Genomic DNA, 21,970 nt, shown 5'->3' with positions numbered 1-21,970 from the left:
GTTTGCGGGCCGCGTCACCGCGCGGCGGTCCGGACGGGGTGGGGCTGGTGTGGCGGGTTAGCGCTACGGTTGACGGCGTGTTCCATGTTGCGGCCCTGGTCCCCTCGCCACCCGTGCTGGTGCCCGAATTGGGCGGTGCCGCGGGTGTGGCGGAGGGTGCCGAGGTGACGGCGCTGCGCGCGGCCGTCCTGGGGGTCGGTAGGGACCTCGCGCGGCGGGCGTCGCGGTGGGTCGTCGTCGGTGTTTCCGATACCGACCGGCATGTCGGCTCGGAGGCCGTGGGCACCTTCCGAGGCTTCGGAGTCGACGTGCGCGTTGGCCTCTCGGCCGCCGCCCTGGCCAACGACACCGCGGCCGATCCGAGTCTGCCGCTGCCGGTGCTGATCGGTGCCTGGCTCCGCGGACAGGTGGCGACCGAGACCGAGGCGCGGGCGCATCTGCTGGCGGCCGACACGCCCGCCGCGAGCGCCGCCGAATTCGGTGCGGCACTGCGCGAGAAGCTCGACGCGGAGGCCGAACCCTACGGCGTCCTGGTCGTGGGCGACGGTGCGGCAACCCTCACCACCGCCTCGCCGCGGTACTTCGACGAACGCGCCGAAGCGGTCCAGGCCGAGATCGACCGGGCGCTGACGGCGGGGGACCGGAAGGCCCTGGCGGCCTTGGATTCCGAGCTGTGCGCCGAACTCCACGTGGCGGGACGCCCGGCCTTCCAGGCGCTGGCCGGGCTGTTCACCGCCGATGCACCGCACATCGAAACCAGCTATGCCGCAGCTCCTTTCGGCGTCGGCTACCACGTCGGACTATGGCTGCCCGAGGACGCGCGGTGATCCGTCCGATCGCCGTGGTCGGCCCCACCGCCACCGGAAAGTCGGATCTGGCACTGGATCTGGCGCAGCGGCTGGACGGCGAGATCGTCAATATCGACGCCATGCAGCTGTACCGCGGCATGGATATCGGCACCGCGAAGCTGCCGCCCGACCAGCGGCGCGGCATCCCGCACCATCAACTCGACGTCCTCGAGGTCACCGAATACGCCACCGTCGCCGCCTACCAGACCGCCGCCCGCGCCGATGTGGAGGCGATCATGGCGCGCGGGCACACCCCGATCATCGTGGGCGGCTCCATGATGTATGTGCAAGCGCTGCTGGATGATTGGGATTTCCCGGCCACCGACCCGCAGGTGCGCGCGAAGTGGGAGGCCCTGCTCGCCGACGAAGGGCTGGTGGCCTTGCACGAGGCGCTGAAGGCGGCCGACCCGGTGGCGGCCGCGACCATTCTCCCCACCGACGGCCGTCGTATGGTGCGCGCCCTCGAGGTGGTGGAGCTGACCGGCCAGCCCTTCGCCGCCTCCCAGCCGACCATCGGTGAGCCGCGCTGGGGCGCCACCATTGTCGGCGTCGACCGCGACACCGCCGAACTCGACGCCCGCATCGAGCTGCGCACCGCGACCATGTTCGCCACCGGGCTGGTCGACGAGGTGGTCGGACTGCTCGATCGCGGTCTGCGCGAAGGGGTTACCGCCCGCCGCGCCATCGGCTACGCACAAGTCCTCGCGTACCTGGACAACGAATACGACCTGAACCATGCACAGGAGCGCACCCTCATCGGCACCCGGCGCTATGTTCGACGACAGCGCTCGTGGTTCCGCCGAGATCCCCGGGTGCACTGGGTGGACGGCGCGGATCCGCGGTTGGCGGTGACGACGCTGGCCCTCCTCGAGGAAGAGGAACGAATCCGCAAGTGACGCAGCGCAACGCCTCGGTACAGGTCTGGCAGGGCTACCTGAACAACCGCACCAAACGCACCCGCGACGGCCGATTCCTCGTCCACGGGAAACGCGCCATCGCCCGCGCCCTCGAATCCGCTTGGCCCCTGGAGACTCTCGTCTACCGGCTGGGTGCGCCGGAACCCTCCGAGTGGGCGCGCAAGGTGCTCGACACCAGCGGGGTGCCCAGCGTCGGGCTGGTGCCCGAGCTCATGGCCGAACTCGCCGAACCCTCCGAAGCGGTGCCGGAACTGGTCGCCATCGCGGTGTCGCGGCAGACCGAACTCGCGGACTTCGCCCCCGGCAGCCCCGAGGAACCGCCCGTGGTCGTGGTCATCGACCGTCCCTCCTCGGCGCTGCGCCTGGGCGCGCTGGTGCGTTCGGCCGCCGCCTTCGGTGCGGCCGGTGTCATCGTGACCGGTTCCGGCGCGGATCATTTCGACCCGCAGGCCGTGCGCGCCTCCGACGGCGCGCTGTTCGCCCTGCCGGTCTTCCGCGTCCCCGGCGCCAGCCAGGTGAGCGCGTTTCGGGACACCCTGGAGGCGCGCGGCTGCGACCCCCGTATCGTCGGCGGTGACGATCGCGGTGGGATGGCGCTCGACGAGCTGGATTTCGGCGGCGCGACCATCCTGGTGCTCGGTGACGAGACGGAGAGCCTCGGCGCGGGCTGGGCGTCGGTGTGCGACGAGCTGGTGCGGATTCCGACCGACGGCTCGCTCGGCGCACCGTCGGCCGCGGCGGTGGCCCTGTACGAAATTTCCCGGCAACGCCGGATGTTGCGGTGAGGACTATGACGAGCGAGAACGCTGATATCGAATTCAGCAAAGGCCATGGCACGCAGAACGATTTCGTCGTCCTGCCCGATCCGGACGCCTGGCTGGAGTTGACCGAGGCGCGGGTCGAGGCGCTGTGCGACCGTCAGCGCGGCCTCGGCGCGGACGGTGTGCTGCGGGTGGTGCGCGCGGGTGCGCTCGTCGACACCGGTGTCCTCGCCGACCTGCCCGAAGGCGTCGCCGCCGAGGACTGGTTCATGGACTACCGCAATGCCGACGGCTCCATCGCCGAGATGTGCGGAAATGGCGTGCGCGTGTTCGCCCACTACCTCGTCGCCACCGGCCTGGAGCAGCGCACGGAATTCGTGGTCGGCAGCCGCGCCGGTGCCCGTCCGGTCGTCGTCCACCACGCGGACGCCGTACACGGTGAGGTGACCGTGGCCATGGGTCGCGTGCGCCGCCTCGGGCAGTCCAGCGCCACGCTCGACGGCCGGGAATTCACCGGTCTCGGCATCGACGTCGGCAATCCGCATCTGGCGTGTGTCGATCCGACCCTGACCGTCGCCTCGCTCGCGGAGCTCGACCTGACCAGGCCCCCGACCTTCGACCGTGACTTCTTCCCGCACGGGGTGAATGTCGAGATCCTCACGCCGCTGCACGACGGTGCCGTAGATATGCGCGTGTACGAACGCGGCGTAGGCGAGACCCGGTCCTGCGGGACGGGGACCGTCGCGACCGCCGCCGCGGCGCTGATCCGTGACGGCGTGGACCTCGATACCGAGGTCGGCGAGGTGCGCGTGCGCATTCCGGGCGGCGAGGTCACCGTCGTCATCGACCACGGGTCCGCGACCCTGCGCGGCCCCTCGGTGCTGCTCGCGACCGGCCGGATCTCGGCCAAGTGGTGGCAGGACCTCGGCTGACGAATCGCGGCCGGGAAATAACCGAATGCGCCTTCTCGTTCCTTCGTGGGACCATGGAGGCGTATGAGTAAACAAGAAACCTACGAGTTCACTCCGGCCGAGGAGTTCGACGACAACCGCGACGGCGACAACGGTCGCAACGGTTGGACCGCCGATCCGACGGTCGGTGAATTGCAACTCGATGAACGCAGCGCCCTGCGCCGCGTCGCCGGTCTGTCGACCGAGCTCACCGATATCACCGAGGTCGAGTACCGCCAGCTGCGCCTCGAGCGCGTCGTGCTGGTCGGCGTCTGGACCGAGGGCACGGCCGCGCAGGCCGATTCCAGCATGACCGAGCTGGCCGCGCTGGCCGAGACCGCCGGTTCCGAGGTGCTCGAGGCGCTCATTCAGCGCCGCGACAAGCCGGACCCGGCCACCTACATCGGCTCCGGCAAGGCCGAGGAGCTGCGCTCGGTGGTGCTCGAGACCGGCGCGGACACGGTGATCTGCGACGGTGAGCTGACCCCCGCGCAGCTGACCGCGCTGGAGAAGGTCGTCAAGGTCAAGGTGATCGACCGAACCGCGCTGATTCTCGACATCTTCGCCCAGCACGCCACCTCGCGCGAGGGCAAGGCGCAGGTCTCGCTCGCGCAGATGGAGTACATGCTGCCGCGGCTGCGCGGTTGGGGTGAGTCCATGTCCCGGCAGGCCGGTGGTCGCGCGGGCAGCAATGGCGGTGTGGGTCTGCGTGGTCCCGGTGAGACCAAGATCGAAACCGACCGTCGCCGCATTCGCGAGCGAATGGCCAAGCTGCGCCGCGAGATTCGCGACATGAAGACCGCGCGCGATACCAAGCGGGCGCGTCGTACCGAGAGCGGGATTCCGCAGGTCGCCATTGTCGGCTACACCAATGCAGGCAAATCCAGTCTGATGAACGCGCTCACCGGCGCGGGACTGCTGGTGCAGGACGCGCTGTTCGCGACGTTGGATCCGACCACCCGTCGGGCCGCGCTCGAGGACGGCCGCGAGGTCGTGTTCACCGATACCGTCGGCTTCGTGCGCCATCTGCCGACGCAGCTGGTCGAGGCCTTCCGCTCCACCCTCGAAGAGGTGACCGGCGCGGATCTGCTGCTGCACGTGGTGGATGGCTCCGACCCGCTGCCCGATCAGCAGATCAAGGCGGTGCGCGAGGTCATCACCGAGGTGCTGCGCGAGACCGACAGCCCGGCTCCGGAAGAGCTGTTGGTGGTCAACAAGATCGACGCGCTCGATCCGATGGAGCTGACCCAGCTGCGCGGTGCGCTGCCCAAGGCGGTGTTCGTCTCCGCGCGCACGGGTGCGGGGCTCGAGGAGCTGCGCGACCGGCTCGGCGAGATTCTCGGCGGACTGGATGTGGAAGTCACTGTGCTGCTGCCGTATTCGCGTGGCGATCTGCTCTCGCGGATTCACGCCGACGGCCGCATTCTGACCTCCGAACACGTGGAAGCGGGTACGCAGGTGCGCGCCCGGGTGCCGCGTGCGCTGGCGGCGGTGCTCACCGAATACGCGCACGTCGGGTGAGCTGAGTCACGTTTCGGGGTAGGTACCCCACAGTCGGTGCCCTGCAGTGGTTTTCGTTACCATGGCGTAATCGAATTTCTTGCAGGGAGGGAACATTCGTGTCCGGAAACGTCACGTATTTGTCCGATAAGAACGATCGACCGGCGCTCACCGACGGCGCGCCGCTGCACGTCCGGCTCTCCGATACCGACCGGCGCATCCTGGATGTTCTCGGGGTGCCCGGTCGCACCTGGTTCAGTCCGCGATTCCACGGCCTCGAGAAGTTGCCGACCGAGGGGCCGGTACTGCTGGTCGGCAACCACACCCTGGCGGGTGGACTCGACGCGCCCATGTTGGCGCACGAGATCCTGCGCCGCACCGGACGGCTGGCGCGGGGGCTGGCCGAGAACGTCCTCATCGACGTGCCGGGGCTGCGGGATGCGTTGCAGCGCTTCGGCATCGTGCGCGGGAATCGACACAATTGCACGACGCTGCTGCGGCAGGGCGAGATCGTGGCCGTCTTTCCCGGCGGGGGCCGGGAAGCCATGAGCGGCAAACAGCGCAAGTACGTGCTGGATTGGCGGGGCCGCACCGGATTCGCGCGCATGGCCATCGAGACGGGCGCACCCATCGTGCCCATGGCCATGATCGGCGGCGACGATGTGTACGACGTGGTCTTCGACGGCGCGCATCCGGCCATGCGCCCGGTGCGGAATCTGGTGGAGGCGTTGGGGTTGCGCGCCAGCCTCACGCCGCCGCTGATTCGCGGGCTCGGCCCGACGCTGCTGCCCAAGCCGGAGCGGTTCTACTTCTCGCTCGGCGATCCCATCGACACCAGTGCGTGGGCCGAGGCCTCCGATCCCGAAGAGGCGGCCAGCGAATTGCGCGATGTGGTGCGCAAGGCCCTCGAAGAGGAGCTGAAATTCCTGCTCAGCCAGCGTGACCAGGACCGTGGGCGCAGCCTGTTCGGCCGCGCGATGCAGGCGCTCGAACGCGTATAGGTTTACCGGGGTTCCGATCGGTCCGAGCGCGCATTCTCCCCTGAGTATCGCAGTTCGGACCGGTTTTCCGGGGTCAGAAGTGAACCGCCATTCGACTTCCGTGTACCGTATGGGGCACAGGCATCGTTGCCGCTGTGGTCACTATGGAGGTTGGCGTGGAGCGCACCCTTTTCGAACCCGAACACGACTTGTTCCGGGAGTCCTTCCGCAAGTTTCTGGATCAGCACGTCGCCCCGTACCACGAGCAGTGGGAGGAGGCGGGCATCGTCGATCGCGCGGTCTGGCTGGAGGCCGGTAAGCAGGGCTTCCTCGGAATGGCCGTGCCCGAGGAGTTCGGCGGCGGCGGAGTGAAGGACTTCCGCTACAACTCCATCGTGACCGAGGAGGTCACCAAGGCCATGTACTCGGGCCTGGGCTTCTCGCTGCACAACGACGTCATCGCGCCGTACCTGCTGGAGCTGTCCAATGACGAGCAGAAGGCGCGCTGGCTGCCGGGCTTCTGCTCCGGCGAGATCATCACCGCCATCGCCATGACCGAGCCCGGCACCGGTTCGGATCTGCAGGGCATCAAGACCCGCGCGGTCAAGGACGGCGACGACTGGATCCTCAACGGCTCCAAGACCTTCATCACCAACGGCATCAACGCCGATATCGTGATCGTGGTCGCCCAGACCGATCCCGAGAAGGGCGCGATGGGCTTCTCGCTGCTGGTGGTCGAGCGCGATATGCCCGGCTTCAGCCGCGGCCGCAATCTCGACAAGATCGGCCTCAAGGCCCAGGACACCGCCGAACTGTCCTTCGACAACGTGCGCGTCCCCGGCAAGAACCTGCTCGGCACCGAGGGCATGGGCTTCATCCACCTCATGCAGAACCTCCCGCAGGAGCGCATGTCCATCGCCGTCATGGCCGCCGCCGCCATGGAAGGCTGCCTCGACCTCACCTGCCAGTACGTCCGCGACCGCAAGGCCTTCGGCAAACCCATTGGCGCCCAGCAGAACACCCGCTTCGTCCTCGCCGAACTGGCCACCAAGACCACCGCCGTCCGCGTCTTCGTCGACCACTGCATCACCCTGCTCAACCAGGAGAAGCTCTCGGTCGAAGACGCCGCCAAGGCCAAGTGGTGGAGCACCGAGGAACAGGTCGACCTCATCACCAAGTGCCTGCAACTCCACGGCGGCTACGGCTACATGCGCGAATACCCCATCGCCAAGGCCTACATGGACGCCCGCGTCCAAACCATCTACGGCGGCACCACCGAAATCATGAAGGAGATCATCGGCCGCAGCCTGAAACTGGCCTGAGCTCAGCCGGTTTCGCTATTCTCGAGGCGGCCACCGTGCCGCCTCGAGATCACCTGTGTGCCAGCCGTTTACAGGGCATGACAGCGAAGAACTCGAACAAGAGCGGGCGCTGCTCTGCTCGCCGCAGCGGGCGGGTTCATCGCTGGTTGTCTGCGAGCCTGGCGTCGCTGATCTCGCGAACCGAACAGCCGGGTGGCCTCGGGCGTGGTGAACCAGGTCAGAGGAGTGCTTCGGCAAGGTGATCGGTGGCGTGGATCAGCCATTCGGGATCGTTGTGGCGGCGTCCCCACATCGCTTCGCGGACTGCTCCGAACTGGAGCCAGCGGCGGGTTCGTTCGATGTCGAGTTGGGCTGCGTCGCAATAGATATCGAGCAGTCGACGTAGTCCTCGCCGCATGTCCGCGGATCGGAGCAGGTCCGCGAAGCGAGGACTGCGAATGACGTTGAGTGCCTCATGGGCTGGGTCGCCGACGTAGACCTTCGGGTCGACCGCGAGCCAGGGTTCCCTATCCGAGGCCAGGATGTTGGCATCGTGGAGGTCGCCGTGCACGAGAGTGTCGGGTTGCTCGGGTCCGAGTTCGCGCAGCGTGGCCAGGGCGGTATCCATCACCGCGGTGGGGAGAGGGTGCCCGAATATCGCTGCGGTGGAAAGAATCTTGCGCTCCCACTCCGCGGTTCGGTCGGACAGTTTGGGGAGTTCCGGGGGCGCGGCGACGGAGAGCCGGTGGGAGAGTCGGCCTTGGATCACCAGGGCTTGTTCTGGATTGGTGATGGTGGCGAGAGTGCGCTGGGACGTGCGTTCGAGCAGCATCGCGAAATGCTCGTCGGCGCGGGCGAACAGGTGCGTCGCGCCTTGGCCTTGCCAGGCTGTGTAGCCATCCGGTTCGTGGCTGTTGCCGGGGTGTGGGAACGATACCTTGATGACCGAGGGTGGCAGGTCGCGGTGGTGCACCGGCACCACGATTCCGACCTGTCCGTGCATCACTGGGCCGACCGGGGTGCAGGACCAGCGCTGTAGCAACTCGTCTATCAGCAGGGGAAGTTGCGCGATCCAGGCGCGTCCGCGCCGTCCTTCGTCTCGTGCCTTGGCTTCTGCGAAGGCCGCCGGGATCTCGATCATGAAGCCACCCTAGGAAGCGGCGAGGGGCTCGGCGTGTGGCGGTGCGGCGGTGCGGTAGGCGTAGTGGTCGAGGTCGAAATGCCTTGCTCGCCACCATGCTTCGAACATGGTCGAGGGGCGCAGTAGGGGTGCGTCGCCGTGGCGGTCGAAGTAGTAGCTGTGGGATGTCGTGCAGTTGTTGGCGAAGAAGACGGTGTCGCGCATTCGGCGCAGGACGTCGCGGAAGTACGCGTCGTGGTGTTCGCGGCGGATTTCGGCGCTGATCGCGCCGCGCCGCTGGGTCTCTGTGATGACCCGAATGGCGTGTGTGACTTGGTATTCGATCATGAAGAGCCAGGATGTGCCGATGACCGAGTATGGGCCGAAGGTGTGGAACAGGTTTGGGAAACCCGGCACCGTGGTTCCCTCGTAGGCCTGGAGGCGGTGTTGCTCCCAGAAGGTGCCCAGGTCCTTGCCGTCTCGTCCGACGGTCGGCACCCTCGGCATGTTCTCCGCCTCGGTCACCAGGAAGCCGGTGGCGCACACGATGAGGTCGACCTCGCGGTGTCGCCCGTCGGCGGTGCGGATTCCGGTGGTCGTCACCGACTCGATCGGCGCGGTCACCAGTTCGACGTCGCCGCGGCCGAACGCGCGTAGGTAGTCGTTGGACATGGTCGGTCGTTTGCAGCCGAAACCGTATGTGGGGGTGAGGCTGTCGCGCAGTTGGGGATCGGGTACCTGTCGTCGCAGATAGAGTCGGCCGAGCGTCTCCACCAGCCGGGTCAATGGCCGCAGTTGCCGGTTGTACACCGCTCCCAGCGTCATGAGCACCTCGGCGGCCGCCGAGATCAGCAGGTACATCGCGGTGTGCAGACCGGGGACGCGGTCCAGCGCCCAGCGCAGCGGCCGCGGGATCGCGAGATCGGCCTTGGGCATCACCCAGATCGGTGTGCGCTGGTACACCGACGTGCGCGCCGCGTGCTCGGCGAGCCAGGGCACGATCTGCACCGCGCTCGCGCCGGTGCCGATGATGGCGACGTGCTTCCCGGCCACCTCCAGATCACTGGGCCACCGCGCGGAGTGCACGACCGGGCCGCCGAAGGCGGCGAGCCCGGCGATATCGGGCAGTTTCGGTTCGGTGAGCCCGCCCAGCGCGGTGATCACGTATCGGGCGGTGAGGGTTCCGCGTGAGGTCCGCACCCGCCACCACTGCCTGTCCTCGTCGTAGTCGAGACCGAGGACGGTGGTGGCGAACCGGCAGCGTGGCCGGAGCCGGTACGTGTCGGCGATGTGGTCGACGTAGCGTCGAATCTCCTCGCCGGGGGCGAACACCCGCGTCCACTCGGGGTACATCTCGAACGAGAACTGGTACGCGAGCGACGGAACATCAACGGCGACATTGGGATAGACATTGTCGCGCCAGGTCCCGCCGAGACGCTGCGAGCCTTCGACAATGACGAAGTCGTCGATCCCCGCCCGGGTGAGCATGGCTCCCGCACCGAGCCCGCCGAGCCCTCCGCCCAGTACGGCGACCTCGTGATCGGGGTTGGTGGACGAGTGGTGGCGGTCGGCGAGCGGGACTGATGCGGTCATGAGCACTCCTACTTACGGCACTGTCATATTGAACCGTAAGGGCCGCGCTCGAGCCGGTCAATATCGGATTCGGCGTCGACGCGGCGAGCCGTCAGCGTGACCAGGAACGGGTCACGCGCGCGGCCAGCGAGGACACCGTCGCGGTCAGCCGCTCGGGTGGAAAGCGCGCCGGATCGTCGAGGACGAGGTGGGCGGCGGCCTCGGCACCGGCGATGAGCGACAGGGCCAGCATCTCCGAGTCGGTGTCGGGGCCACCGAACGGCGCGGGCAGCGAACGCACCGCGAAACGCACCTGCTCGAGCACCATTCGGCGGACCGCGTCGATATCGTCGCGCACCTGCGCGGGCGCGCCCAAGGACGGGGTGAGGATCAGCCGCCAGGTGCGCGGTGATCGCACCACGGATTCGAGGTATTCGCGCAGGAAGGCGCTGAGCAGGCGTTCCGGGTCGTCGGCGGCCGCGGCGGCCGCGACCCCGCGCACCACCAGTTCGACGGCCTTCTGGTGTTCGCGCGCCACCAGGTCGGCGAGCAGCTGTTCGTGATCGCGGTAGTACTCGTAGAGCGCCGGTCGCGTCACGCCCAGGGCGCGCGCGATGGATTGCATGGTGCAGCCGGGGTAGCCGTGCGCGACCACCAGGTCCAACGCGGTGTCGAGAATCTGCTCGCGCCGCTGCCGCGCCGTGGCGCGGGCGCGAATTCCCTTGTCGTTCGGGCGCATTCCCATCCTTTCCGGCTCCGGTACTCAGTCGCCGGGGTCGGCCAGCGTTGGCCCGGCGGAGCGGATGGTGGCCGTGTAGAAGTCCACGACACGCTGTGGCGGATAGCGGTCGGGATCGGCGAGGACCAGGCGACTGGCCATTTCGGCGAAACCGATCACCAGATGCGAGGCGACCTCGATATCGAGGTCCGCGGGTGCCCGGCCGGAGGCGGCGAGTTCGGTCTGCAGCGCCGCGAGCCGGGTGCGCACGATCTCGCGGCGGGCGGCGATCCAGTGCCGCACCGGCTCGGGCAGGCCGACGGCGGCGGAGAGGGCCAGCCGCCAGGTATCGGGGTGGCGCACCACCAGCGCGAGGAAGTCGCCGATAATGCGGTCGAGATCGTAATCGCCTGCGTTGTCGGCGATTCCGACCGGAAACACCGTATCGATCTGACTGGTGATGCGACCGTCCTCGCGCTCCAGCAGCGCCTCGACGAGACCGTCCACGCTGGGGAAACAGTCGTAGAAGACGGGGCGCGTGATGCCCGCTCGACGCGTGACGGCCGCGACGGTCACCGACTGGAATCCGCTGTCGGCGATCAGGCGCAACGCGACATCCATCAGCTGCTCCCGGCGCTGCGGAATGGACAGCCGCGGCGCGTACCGCCGTTTGGTCTGAGCGTTCCGCCCGGTCGTCACGGCCACCTCTCCGTCGGGTCCGTGCTCTCCGTTCGGACTGTTGGTTGCTGCCTCGGATGACCGTATCACCTGGGGGTTTCGCATCCGCGCGGCCGCACCCGGGGGAGCAGGGCCTTGTTATGCTTACGCCACTGTCATATTGTCGAGTCGTGACGTCGATCGAGCCGCTCAGGACATCGGATCGTCGCCCGCGCTTGGTGGTGGAGGAGTTCGGTCCGGCAAGTCGGCGGACCCGGGTCGTGACCGCCGTGGCCCGACCATTCATTCGCACCGGACTCGAGGTGGCCTCGATCGCGGCGCGTCCGTGGAATGTGCGCGCAGCGAGCTGGACCGACTACGTGGGTGGTCGATATCGGCCCACTCCCGGAGTACTGCGACGCCCGGTGCGGCTCGCCGATCTCGACCTCGAGTGGGTATGGCCGTCGTCGGTACCCGCGCCGGAGTCCGCGCCCGCCGCGGTGCTGTACTTCCATGGCGGTGCGTTCGTCGCGGGCGGCTTGCGTACCTTCCGCGGCGTCGGGGCGCGAATCTCGGCCGCGACCGGCTGGCCGGTGTGCACTGTCGGGTACCGGATGCTGCCGACACCGGTGACCGCCATCGTCGAGGACGGCGTTCGGGCCTACCGGTATCTGCTGTCGCGGGGCTTCGACCCGAGACATATCGTCTGCGTGGGGGATTCCAGCGGCGGCTATCTCGCGTTCGCGGTGCCCTTGGCGGCTCGGGAGGCGGGATTGCCGCTGCCGGGCGGCATTATCGCGGCCTCGCCGTGGACGGACTTCGACTGTGCGGCCAAATTCCGCTCACCCCACGGGCGCACGGATGTGTTCTTCTCCGCCGCGGCCATCGACCGCCTGGTGCGGCGGCTCCTCGTCGACGAAGACGGGGCCCGCCCGTTGTCGCCGGTCGACGCCGCGCTGACGGGTCTGCCGCCGGTGCTGATCCAGGCGAGTACCTCGGAGCTGTTGCGCTGCGACGCCGAACTCATGGCGCAGCGGCTCGCCGACGCGAAAGTCTCGTGCCGCCTGCAACTCTGGGACCGCCAGCCGCACGGGTTTCCCGTCTTCGGTGCGCTGCCGGAGTCGCGGGCGGCGATCGCCGAGATGGCCCGATTCCTCCACGATCTGACCGAACCCATGGAAACGCAGGAGAATTCATGTCCGGAAAGCTCATGACCGCCGCGGTGTCCGCGCTGGCGGGGGCGGCCGTGGCCGCGCTGTACACGTCCACACGGCGGGCACCGCGTGCGGCGTCTCGATTCGCGCTCGAGCCGGTACCCGGCGAGCGGTCCGGCGACTATCTCGCCAACGCCCCCGCCGCCATCACCGTGCACGCGGAAATCCCAGCCTCACCCGAGACGGTCTTCGCCGCGCTCGTGGACGAATCCTGCTTCTCCTGGCTGCCGGGCGTTTCCGGCTTCCACTACGAGTGCGCGCACCGCGGCGTGGGCACCACGCGCGTGCTGCTCAACCCGGCGATGACGGTACGGGAGGAGTTCACCGTCTACGAGGAGGGCGCACGCCTCGACTACACGTTCACGGGCAGCTCTCTCCCGATGTTGAAGTCCGCCGTCGAATCCTACGAACTCCAGCCCCTCGCGGCCGCGAGCACACTGCTCACGGTCCGGGTGGGCATGACGCCACGACTGGCGGCCCCCGGATTCGTTGCCCGACCGCTACTTCGGGCATTCACCGAGCAGGCGGTGCGCGGACTGTCCCGCTCGGTCTCGGCTCCGGTGCGGTGAATCAGCGAGCTTCGGCCCGTAACCCCGTGTCCGACAGGGACGCCGCGGGCAGTTCGAACGAGGCTCCCTGTCGGACAGCGGCTTTCGGGTCGGCGACGTCTGTGACGTAGAACCACTCCATCCGCGCCCGGTCGTGCACGAGGTCCAGAACGCCGTAGCCGTGCGAATCGAGTTCCACATGGCGCAGATGGGGATTGGCCGACTTCAGGGCCTCTTCCACGGCGACGGATACCGTGCGATACGGGGCGGGCAGCGTGTCGCCGACGCCTCTGGCGGTGATCGACGGCACCACGAACTCGACCCCGGCCCGGCCGCCGTCCGGGTACCGCGCGAGGTCCACGGGCAGCTCGGCCACCCAGGAACTGTGGATATCGCCGGTCAGAAAGAGAATATCGGTGATCGAATTGTCGTGAATGGTGTCGAGCAGGCGGCGGCGATCGGCCGCGTAACCGTCCCACTGGTCGGTCAGGGCGGGGACGCCCGCCTCCGGCATCCCGATGACCTCGTGCAGCGCGGCGGCCACGTCGGGATTCAGCGGCGGCAGCACCAGCGGCATGATCATGACGGGATTGCCCACGAGTTTCCACCGGGTCGGCGCGGATGCGAGACCCGCTGTGAGCCAGTCCATCTGGGCTTTGCCGGTAATGGACCGAGTGGGATCGTCGACGCCGCCCCATCCGATGGCGGGCGTCGCCTGTCGACTGCGGTAACTGCGCAGGTCGAGCATCGACAGTTCGGCCAGTGTCCCGAATCGCAGGCGGCGGTAGAGCCTCGCGTCGGGCCCGGATCCATTGGCGCGCACCGGCATCCACTCCAGGTACGCGCGCTGGGCGGCAGCACGGCGGGCCTGCCAGTCGCCGGACACGAACGGCAACCGCAATCCAGCCCCGCCGGACCAGGCATTGTCGGCGATCTCGTGATCGTCCCAGATGCAGATGAAGGGGTAGCGCCCGTGCAGCTCGACCAGGTCCGGATCGGTCTTGTACTGGGCGTGTCTGACGCGGTAGTCGGCCAGGGCGACGATCTCGTGCGCGGGTTCGTGCCAACGCACCGACCCGCCCCGGCCGCCGTAGAGGCCCCGCGCGTACTCGTAGAGGTAATCCCCGAGATGCACGATCGCGTCGAGATCGGCATGTGCCGCGAGGTGCCGGTACGCGCTGAAGAACCCCGCCTCCCAGTTCGCGCAGGACACGACTCCGAATCTCAGTCGGTCGACCTCGGCGGAATCGGCGGGCGCGGTGCGCGTTCGCCCGACGGCGGAAATCTGCCCGAGCGCACGGAAACGGTAGAAGTAGTCGCGATGGGGTTCCAGCCCACCGGCATCGACCTTCACGGTGTGATCGGCACCGGCGGAAGCGATTTCGGTCCCGCAGGCCCGCACCTGAGCGAAGTTCTCGTCGAGCGCGATCTCCCAGTCGACCGAGACCGGCTCACCGAGGCCGGATCCCGGCGCGGCTTGGTCCGAGGGCGTGACCCGGGTCCACAGGACGACCGCGGTCGGGAGCGGATCGCCGGAAGCCACGCCGTGCCGGAAAACCCTGGAGTCGGCGTAGGCCGGGCGAGCCAACCACCCCGTCGCGGCCCCCGCGGCGACAACCCCGCCCGCGAGCACCGCCCGCCGCCCACAGGCGACATCCACGGCCTGCGCCGTAGTCGACCGCCCGACCTTCGCGAGTGACAGAGCCTCATTGGACACCAGACGCGGCATGGATCTCCCCTATTCGAGAAGATCACGCTATTACGGACGCCCATCGGATGCCCAGGCGTGCAACAGATTTGGCGAGTCATGCGGTCCGGTCGATGCGGGGGTTCCGCAAGCCGGGCGGGCCCGCACCCCGAGGTGCGGGCCCGCCCGTATGTGGTGACGAGAAGCTCGGGTCAGGTGTCCTGTTGGTGGGCGCGCTGGCGCTGCTCGTCCAATGTGGCTTCGGCCCTGGCCTTCTCGGCTTCGGCTTCGTGTTGCGCGGCCTCCCGCTGGGCGGCGGCCTTGTCCTGCTGGGCGCGGCCCTCGTCGGCGAGATCGCGGTCACCGGCGAGGCTGCCGACCGCCTCCTTGACGCGGCCCTTCACGCCTTCGGCGATGCCCTCGGCCGCTTCGCGTGGTGCGTTGTTCTTGTCGGACACGATTCCTCCTCGAACTCCAGCGGGCCCCCTGAACGGGCCCCCTCATCGCACGTACCCGGGTAATCCGGAGCCAAACAAGATCCCTGGGGCGTCGAGGGCGGATACTGGCCCGATGAGTCCGAATCACATGCCCATCGCCGAACCGGCTGGCGTTATCGATCGAGTGCTCGCGTCGGAGTCGTGCGGAGGGGTCGGCTCGTTCCGGTTCTGGTTCGCCGATCACCGCTGGGAGTGGTCCGACGAGGTCGCGCGGATTTTCGGGTATGAGCCGGGGGAGGTCGAGCCGACCACCGAGCTGCTGTTGTCGCATCGGCATCCCGAGGAGGACGACACCATGGCGACCAGCGTCGCGGCCGCTCTCGAGGCCGGTGAACCGATCTGTGGGCATCATCGGATAATCGCCGCCGACGGTGCGGAACGCGCGGTCATGGCGGTCGGTGACCAGCTGACCGACGACGACGGGGCGATCGTCGGTGTGTGCGGCTACTTCTTGGACATCACCGAGAACCTGGAGGACACTCGCGACGAGGTGATCACGGAGCTGCTCCCCGGAATCATCGAGTCGCGCACCGCCATCGAACAGGCCAAGGGCGGTTTGAGCGTCATCTACGGCATCTCGACCGAACAGGCCTACCGGGTATTGAAGTGGCGCTCCCAGGAAACCAATACGAAGGTGCGGGACCTGGCGGCGCAGCTCGTGCGGGACTTCCGTGACATTCGCGGTCAGACCCCCGCCCTGCGCAACAATGTCGACCGACTCGTCTTGACGGTGCACGAGCGCGTGCGACGCGACCGCGCGTCTGATTGACTGACGGGTGCTCGAGCTTTCGGTGTTACCCGAGTGATCGACCGGTCGGCGACGGCCGGTGTCCGCGGCGTGAACCCCACTGCGAAGGAGCCTGCGATGTTCGGATTGCCGTCCTGGTTCGACGTCACCACCTCGGACCCGGCGAAAACCATCGGGTTCTACAACCAGATGTTCGACTGGACCGCTGCACCAGCCGGAGTCAGGGACTTCGGGAAGTACATCCTCTTCCACCAGGACGGTCGGCCGGTCGCCGGACTGGTCGAACGAGCCTCCGACACCCCGCAGCCGAACGGGTGGCTGACCTACCTGTCGGTCGAGGATCTCGACGTGACCATCGACGGCGCGCGGTCCAACGGCGGCAGCCTGCAACGCCCCGGCGTGGCCGTGCCCGGTGTCGGTGAGTTGGCCGTGCTCACCGATCCGGTGGATTCCTCGATCGGCCTCGTGCGCGCCGAAGCCGGACTCGAGCGGGCCTCCGGTGTGGGCACGCCGGTCTGGACCGAGATCGAGACCGTCGATTGGCCCGTCACCTTCGACTTCATGACCAAGACCTTCGCGCTGCGCACCGAAACCCAGTCGGACACACCGGGTTCGAGGTTCGCCACCATGCACGACGAAGAGCATCCGCGCGGTGGCATCTTCGAACTGGGATCCGATGTCCGGCATTCGCGCTGGGAGGTCGCCTTCCTGGTGCCCGATGCCCAACAGGGCGTCGACCGCGCGGTCGAGCTGGGCGCCAGCATTGTGCGCCCGGTCTACGACGTGCCGGTCGGCACGGGGTTCGGCGCTCGTCTCGCCGACCCGTCCGGCGCGCATTTCAACCTCATCGCGTTCTGACCCCGGGCTGTGCGCCGATCGGCGCGATTGGCGCACAGCACAATCGGCGGGCGTGGTCCCGGGTCGCGGGCACATTGTGACCTCGGCCTCTCCTCGCGACCATGGTGATCCGGTCGCGGCAGGGTGCCCGATCGCCGGACGGCGGCGTCCGGCCATATCGGAGGAGAGTGCGAATGGGGACTACAGCGGTCGCGCGGCGGGAGTACGAGGTCGCGGCGTCGTACACCATTGCCGAGGGTGCGGCATTGGGCGATATCGTCGACGGGCTCGCCCGGACCGCGCCGCAGTTCGTCGCCTTTCAGATTCCGGAGGCCGGGGGCTGGGCGGATATCACCGCCGCGCGATTCGCCGAACAGGTACGGGCCGTGGCCAAGGGACTCATCGCGAGCGGGGTGGGCGTGGGGGACCGGGTGGCGCTCATGTCCGCCACTCGCTACGAGTGGAGCCTGCTGGACTACGCCATCTGGATGGCGGGCGCGTGCACGGTCGCCATCTACGATTCGTCCTCGGCCGAGCAGGCGCGCTGGATTCTGGAGGATTCGGGGGCGACGCTGCTGATCGTGGAGCACGAGCGGCATGCGCGCACCGTCGCCGATATCGACACCGCGCACCTGCGCGAGACGCTGCGGATCGACGCAGCCGCCGTGGACACGCTTGTCGTGCGCGGCAAACAGGTGCACGACAACGAGCTGACGGCGCGCCGTCGGGAGGTCCGCGCCGACTCACCCGCCACGCTCATCTATACCTCGGGCACCACCGGACGACCCAAGGGCGTCGTGCTGACGCACGGTAATCTGTTGGCGGAGGCCACATCCGGGCGCATCGCACTGGCGGGCCTGCTCTGTGAAGGGCAGCGCACGCTGATGTTCCTGCCGCTGGCGCACGTCTTCGCCCGCGCCATCTCGGTGGGTGCGCTGGCGGCCAAGGTGACCGTCGCGCACACCTCGGACTGGAGTACGCTCACCGACCAATTCGCCTCCTACCGGCCGACTTTCATCCTCGCGGTGCCGCGCGTCTTCGAAAAGGTCTACAACGCCGCCGAACAGCGGGCACGCGACAGCGGGAAGGGCCGGATCTTCGAGTTGGCCGCCGAGACGGCCATCGCCTGGAGCAAAGCGGTGCAGACCGGTGGGGCCAGCCTGCCGTTGCGGCTGCGACACGCGCTGTTCGACCGGCTGGTGTACGCGAAACTTCGTGCGGCACTGGGTGGCCGGTGCGTCGGCGCGGTCTCCGGCGGTGGACCCCTGGGCGCGCGGCTCGGCCACTTCTTCCATGGCATCGGCCTGCCCGTGTACGAGGGCTACGGGCTCACCGAGACCAGCGCGGCGATCACGCTCAACAACGAGTCCGGGCTGCGCATCGGTTCGGTGGGGCGTCCGCTCGAGGGCCATGCGGTGCGCATCGCCGAGGACGGCGAACTGCTGCTGAAGGGTCCGGTCGTCTTCGACGGATACTGGAACAATCCGGCCGCCACCGCCGAATCCTTCGACGGCGAGTGGTTCCGTACCGGCGATCTCGGCGCGATCGACGAGGACGGCTATGTCACCATCACCGGCCGCAAGAAGGAGATCCTGGTGACCGCCGCGGGGAAGAACGTCTCGCCCGCACCGCTCGAGGACACCCTGCGCGCCCATCCGCTCATCGGACAGTGCATGGTCGTCGGTGACGGCAAACCGTTCATCGGCGTGCTCATCACCCTGGATCGCGACGCGCTGCCCGGATGGCGGCAGCGTCACGGCGTCGACGCCGCCGACCTCGAGGAACTGACCCGCCACCCAGCCCTGGTCGCCGAGATCGACGCCGCGGTCGCCGCCGTCAATGCCCTGGTGTCCAAGGCCGAGGCCATCAAGAAGGTCCGCGTCCTCGCCGCCGAGTGGACCCAGGAAGGCGGCGAGCTGACGCCGAAGATGTCGCTGAAACGCGCTGTGGTGCTGGAGAAGTACGCCGCCGACGTGGCGGCCATCTACGCCTGAGCCCGCGCCGGAGCGCCGAGAATGCGATAGGCCTGCAGCGCCAGTTGCATCTCGGTGGCCGCCCGCGGCGAGGTGAGTCGGCGACCGGTGAGCTCCGCGATTCGGTTCACCCGGAACCGCACGGTATTGCGATGGCAGTACAGCGCCGCCGCGACCGCCGACACCTCGCCGTCGTGGGCGAACCACATGCGCGCGGTGTCGAGCAGCGTGTCGCGGTCGTGCGCGGGCAGCGCCAGCACCGGCGCGAGCACCGAATCCACCAGTGCCGCCGCCACTTCCGGTGAACCCGCCAACAGCATCGGCAACAGCGCGTCCCGGTGGCGCAGCACCTCCTGCGAACCGGGTCGCGTTGCCGCGCAGGCCAGTTCGGCTTGTCGTAGCGCGGCGGGTGAATCGGTCAATGCGGTGTAGGGCGAGCTGATGCCGACGCGCCCCAGGGCACGTTCGGCGAGTGTGGCGCGCAAGCGGTCGTCGGTGAAACGCGGTGTGAGCGCGATGATTCCGGCATAGCTGTCCACGCGGACCCGCCAGGCCGAGGCCACCCCGAGCATGGCGAGCGACTTGCCCACCCCCGGCACCGCCTTCGCCCCGGCGGCATCGGTTATCGCCACCACCACGACGAATTCACCGCTGGGCGGCAGGCCGAGGGTGCGGGCGCACTCCCACATGCGCGCACCGTCGGCGTGCCCGGTCAGCAGGGCGTCCAACGCGGCGTCGTGGGCGCGGGCATCGCTGCGCAGCTGTTCGGCCATCGCGTCCTGGTAGCCGGTGGTGAGCGCCTGCGAATACTCGTCCACCAGCTTCCAGACATCCGAGGCCGCGTCCAGGAGTTCCCGTCCGGCGGCCGCGTCGTTCTCGGTCATGGCCAGCAGTTCGTTCCACACCACCCCGGTGCCTATCCGGTAGGCGCGCAGCACCGCGGGCAGCGGGACGCCGTCCTCGGCCCGGCGGTAGCCGGTGGCGCGGGGCATGGCGGTGCCGAGTCCGCCGGGGTATCCGGCCAGATAGCGCAGGATGGCCTCGAGGTTCTCCTGATTGCTGCGCCGCAGTTCCGCACCGTCGACCAGGTGTTGGCTGCCGTAGGCGGGTTCGGCCCGCTCGATCTCCGCGGCCACCCCGGCCACCACGTCGTCGATGCGCTCCAGCAGGGTGGCGCAGGCCCGGGCGACGAAGCCGTCCGGCGGGTACCTCGGTGTATCCATGGCCGTTGATGGTACCCGCGCCCGTTGTCCTCGTGCACAGCGTCCAGGGCGACATATCGTCCACGACCGCCCGCGACAGGGGAATTATGTGAACTCTGGTCGCCCCTATTGTGCATCGGAACATTTCATAGCCATTCGCGGTGTCGCTGTGGCCATTGTTACCCCACGCCCGCCGCCGCAGACTATGGGCCGGGACAAGGGGGTTCCGAGATATTCGGTGGGTTCCTGTGGAGGGCGAAGTGAACATGACGGCGGGCGGCGCGCTCGACGCGCTGCTGATCGAGCCGGTCCCCGGCATCGGGCAGCGTTTCCTACCCGACGGGTCGACGGCGAAGTACCTGCTCGGCCTGGCGGCCAAACCGGAGGCGACGGCGCGGCAGTTGCGCCAGTACCTGGCCGAACTCGGTGACATCGTGGCCGGAGAATCGCGGGTCGAACCCGATCCGCGCGATCGCCGCTTCGCCGACCAGGCGTGGCGCACCAATCCGCTGCTGCGCCGAATTCTCCAGGCGCACTTGGTGACCCGCGAGACCTCGATGGCGCTCATCGATCTGGCCGAGCTGGACTGGCGCGACGAGACCCGGGTCCGGTTCCTGATCGGCAACCTCCTCGACGCCCTCGCGCCGTCGAATGTGCCACTGGTGAACCCGGTGTCGGCGCGGGTGGCGCTCGATTACGGCGGATTGAGCCTGGTGCAGGGGGCGCTCAACTTCGTCGACGATATGAAGTCCGCGCCGCGGCTGCCGACCATGGTCGACGCCGAGGGTTTCGCGCTCGGCACGACCCTGGCCGCCACCCCGGGCGCGGTGGTGTATCGCAGCGAGGTCTTCGAGCTGCTGCAATACCATCCGGTCACCGAAAAGGTCCACGCCACACCGCTTCTGATCGTGCCGCCGACCATCAACAAGTACTACATCACCGATCTCGCGCCCGAGCGCAGCATGGTCGAGTACCTGGTGGCGGCGGGACAGCAGCCGTTCGTCATGTCCTGGCGCAATCCCGACGCCGAGCACGCCGACTGGGGGCTGGGCACCTACGTGCGAGCCGTGTTCGAGGCGATGGACGCCGTCGAGCGCATCACCGGAGCCGACCAGGTGCTGCTGGGGGGCGCCTGTTCGGGCGGAATGCTCGCGTCGTGCGCGGCGGCGCTGCTGGCGCACCGCGGGGAACTCGATCGCCTGGCGGGCTTCTCGCTCATGGTGACCGTGCTGGACAATGCCCGCGCCGGTGAGCCCGCCGCCTTCGCCAACCGGCCGGTCGCCGAGGCCGCCAAGGCCATGTCGCGCCGGGTCGGCTACCTCGACGGCAGGTACCTGGCCGAGGGTTTCGCCTGGCTGCGGCCCAACGATCTGATCTGGTCGTTCTGGGTCAACAACTACCTGTGCGGCGGCAAACCGCCGAAATTCGATGTCCTCTACTGGAATTCGGATGTGACCCGGATGCCCGCGCGCCTGCACGCCGATTTCATCGACGTCGGCATGCACAATGCCCTCGCGCGCCCCGGCGGGCTGACCATCGACGGCGAACCGGTCGACGTGAGCGCCATCGACACGGATTCGTATGTGCTGGCGGCTATTTCGGACCACATCACGCCGTGGCAGAACTGCTACCGCAGTGTCGGTCTGCTCGGTGGCGACAGCCGCTTCGTTCTCTCGCGCAGCGGTCATATCGCGGCGCTGGTCAATCCACCCGGGAACCCGAAGTCGAAATACCAGGTCAATCCCGAGAATCCGACGGATACCGAGGAGTGGCTGGCGGGGGCCGAGACGTACGGCGGCAGCTGGTGGCCGGATTGGCTGGCCTGGCTGGCCGAGCGGGCCGGGCCGATGGTGCCCGCACCGCGCGGCCTCGGCGGCGGCGGGTTGGCGCCCTTGGCCGCCGCGCCCGGGACCTACGTGCACGCCCGCTAGCCGACGCGC

At 68.4% G+C, this 21,970-nt stretch carries 20 protein-coding genes; 13 read left to right on the top strand and 7 right to left on the bottom strand.

Translation table 11 applies throughout. The annotated features are described in order from the left end of the window. Positions 1-77: 77 nt before the first annotated feature. The 7 genes from ACIBH2_RS08410 to ACIBH2_RS08380 all read left to right on the top strand — a co-directional run bounded on the left by ACIBH2_RS08410 (position 78) and on the right by ACIBH2_RS08380 (position 7,278). On the top strand, positions 78-827 hold the full coding sequence (locus tag ACIBH2_RS08410; protein WP_397114834.1) for a hypothetical protein: 750 nt from the start codon (positions 78-80) through the stop codon (positions 825-827). Further along, positions 824-1,744, top strand: coding sequence for a tRNA (adenosine(37)-N6)-dimethylallyltransferase MiaA (miaA, locus tag ACIBH2_RS08405; RefSeq protein WP_397114832.1), 921 nt, complete (start codon positions 824-826; stop codon positions 1,742-1,744). The genes ACIBH2_RS08410 and miaA overlap by 4 nt, the downstream gene beginning before the upstream one ends. Further along, positions 1,741-2,550, top strand: a complete 810-nt coding sequence (locus ACIBH2_RS08400) for a TrmH family RNA methyltransferase (protein ID WP_397114830.1) — start codon at positions 1,741-1,743, stop codon at positions 2,548-2,550. The genes miaA and ACIBH2_RS08400 overlap by 4 nt, the downstream gene beginning before the upstream one ends. 5 nt (positions 2,551-2,555) lie before the next feature. Then, entirely contained in the window at positions 2,556-3,458 is a 903-nt protein-coding gene (gene dapF / locus ACIBH2_RS08395; protein ID WP_397114828.1) for a diaminopimelate epimerase, read from the top strand. Positions 3,459-3,521: 63 nt separating this feature from the next. Continuing rightward, positions 3,522-4,997 carry a GTPase HflX gene (hflX, locus tag ACIBH2_RS08390; protein ID WP_397114826.1) on the top strand — a complete coding sequence of 492 codons (1,476 nt, stop codon included), beginning with the start codon at positions 3,522-3,524 and terminating at the stop codon, positions 4,995-4,997. Between the two features lie 119 nt (positions 4,998-5,116). Next, positions 5,117-5,977 (top strand): lysophospholipid acyltransferase family protein, encoded by an 861-nt coding sequence (locus ACIBH2_RS08385; RefSeq protein ID WP_397114824.1) that lies wholly within the window; start codon positions 5,117-5,119, stop codon positions 5,975-5,977. Positions 5,978-6,132: 155 nt separating this feature from the next. Continuing rightward, positions 6,133-7,278 (top strand): acyl-CoA dehydrogenase family protein, encoded by a 1,146-nt coding sequence (locus tag ACIBH2_RS08380; protein ID WP_397114822.1) that lies wholly within the window; start codon positions 6,133-6,135, stop codon positions 7,276-7,278. A gap of 217 nt (positions 7,279-7,495) precedes the next feature. Here the strand turns inward: ACIBH2_RS08380 and ACIBH2_RS08375 are convergent, their stop codons facing one another. The 4 genes from ACIBH2_RS08375 to ACIBH2_RS08360 form a co-directional block, all read right to left on the bottom strand. Then, on the bottom strand, positions 7,496-8,398 hold the full coding sequence (locus ACIBH2_RS08375) for an aminoglycoside phosphotransferase family protein (protein ID WP_397114820.1): 903 nt from the start codon (positions 8,396-8,398) through the stop codon (positions 7,496-7,498). 9 nt (positions 8,399-8,407) lie between these two features. Continuing rightward, positions 8,408-9,970: a flavin-containing monooxygenase gene (locus tag ACIBH2_RS08370; RefSeq protein ID WP_397114818.1), complete on the bottom strand. Its 1,563-nt coding sequence runs from the start codon at positions 9,968-9,970 to the stop codon at positions 8,408-8,410. A gap of 91 nt (positions 9,971-10,061) precedes the next feature. Continuing rightward, a complete protein-coding gene (locus tag ACIBH2_RS08365) occupies positions 10,062-10,688 on the bottom strand; it encodes a TetR/AcrR family transcriptional regulator (protein ID WP_397114816.1) in 627 nt (208 codons plus the stop codon). 24 nt (positions 10,689-10,712) lie between these two features. After that, positions 10,713-11,366 carry a TetR/AcrR family transcriptional regulator gene (locus ACIBH2_RS08360; protein WP_397114814.1) on the bottom strand — a complete coding sequence of 218 codons (654 nt, stop codon included), beginning with the start codon at positions 11,364-11,366 and terminating at the stop codon, positions 10,713-10,715. Positions 11,367-11,515: 149 nt separating this feature from the next. On the opposite strand from ACIBH2_RS08360, the gene ACIBH2_RS08355 reads away from it, so the two are divergent. Both ACIBH2_RS08355 and ACIBH2_RS08350 read left to right on the top strand, forming a co-directional pair. Next, a complete protein-coding gene (locus ACIBH2_RS08355) occupies positions 11,516-12,538 on the top strand; it encodes an alpha/beta hydrolase (protein ID WP_397114812.1) in 1,023 nt (340 codons plus the stop codon). Then, positions 12,520-13,107 (top strand): SRPBCC family protein, encoded by a 588-nt coding sequence (locus ACIBH2_RS08350; RefSeq protein ID WP_397114810.1) that lies wholly within the window; start codon positions 12,520-12,522, stop codon positions 13,105-13,107. The genes ACIBH2_RS08355 and ACIBH2_RS08350 overlap by 19 nt, the downstream gene beginning before the upstream one ends. 1 nt (position 13,108) lies before the next feature. Here ACIBH2_RS08350 and ACIBH2_RS08345 read toward each other — a convergent pair whose 3' ends face one another. Beyond that, complete coding sequence (locus ACIBH2_RS08345) at positions 13,109-14,815, bottom strand: alkaline phosphatase D family protein (RefSeq protein ID WP_397114808.1); 1,707 nt, start codon at positions 14,813-14,815, stop codon at positions 13,109-13,111. Between the two features lie 170 nt (positions 14,816-14,985). Continuing rightward, positions 14,986-15,231, bottom strand: coding sequence for a CsbD family protein (locus ACIBH2_RS08340; protein WP_397114806.1), 246 nt, complete (start codon positions 15,229-15,231; stop codon positions 14,986-14,988). A gap of 112 nt (positions 15,232-15,343) precedes the next feature. Between ACIBH2_RS08340 and ACIBH2_RS08335 the strand changes: the two genes are divergently transcribed. From ACIBH2_RS08335 to ACIBH2_RS08325, 3 genes are all read left to right on the top strand, one after another. Continuing rightward, positions 15,344-16,039 (top strand): PAS and ANTAR domain-containing protein, encoded by a 696-nt coding sequence (locus ACIBH2_RS08335; RefSeq protein ID WP_397114804.1) that lies wholly within the window; start codon positions 15,344-15,346, stop codon positions 16,037-16,039. Between the two features lie 96 nt (positions 16,040-16,135). Continuing rightward, positions 16,136-16,876, top strand: coding sequence for a VOC family protein (locus tag ACIBH2_RS08330; protein ID WP_397114802.1), 741 nt, complete (start codon positions 16,136-16,138; stop codon positions 16,874-16,876). Positions 16,877-17,049: 173 nt separating this feature from the next. Then, a complete protein-coding gene (locus ACIBH2_RS08325; protein WP_397114800.1) occupies positions 17,050-18,849 on the top strand; it encodes an AMP-dependent synthetase/ligase in 1,800 nt (599 codons plus the stop codon). Here the strand turns inward: ACIBH2_RS08325 and ACIBH2_RS08320 are convergent. After that, entirely contained in the window at positions 18,840-20,051 is a 1,212-nt protein-coding gene (locus ACIBH2_RS08320) for a PucR family transcriptional regulator (protein WP_397114798.1), read from the bottom strand. The two genes, ACIBH2_RS08325 and ACIBH2_RS08320, sit on opposite strands and share 10 nt — an antisense overlap. A 245-nt stretch (positions 20,052-20,296) precedes the next feature. On the opposite strand from ACIBH2_RS08320, the gene ACIBH2_RS08315 reads away from it, so the two are divergent. Continuing rightward, entirely contained in the window at positions 20,297-21,961 is a 1,665-nt protein-coding gene (locus tag ACIBH2_RS08315; RefSeq protein ID WP_397116896.1) for a PHA/PHB synthase family protein, read from the top strand. Positions 21,962-21,970: the final 9 nt, after the last annotated feature.

Origin of the sequence: Nocardia sp. NPDC050406 (assembly GCF_044459025.1) — a bacterium.
Lineage (GTDB): Bacteria > Actinomycetota > Actinomycetes > Mycobacteriales > Mycobacteriaceae > Nocardia.
The sequence above is the reverse complement of the archived record's forward strand: the minus strand, read 5'-3'. Positions and strand labels throughout refer to the sequence as shown.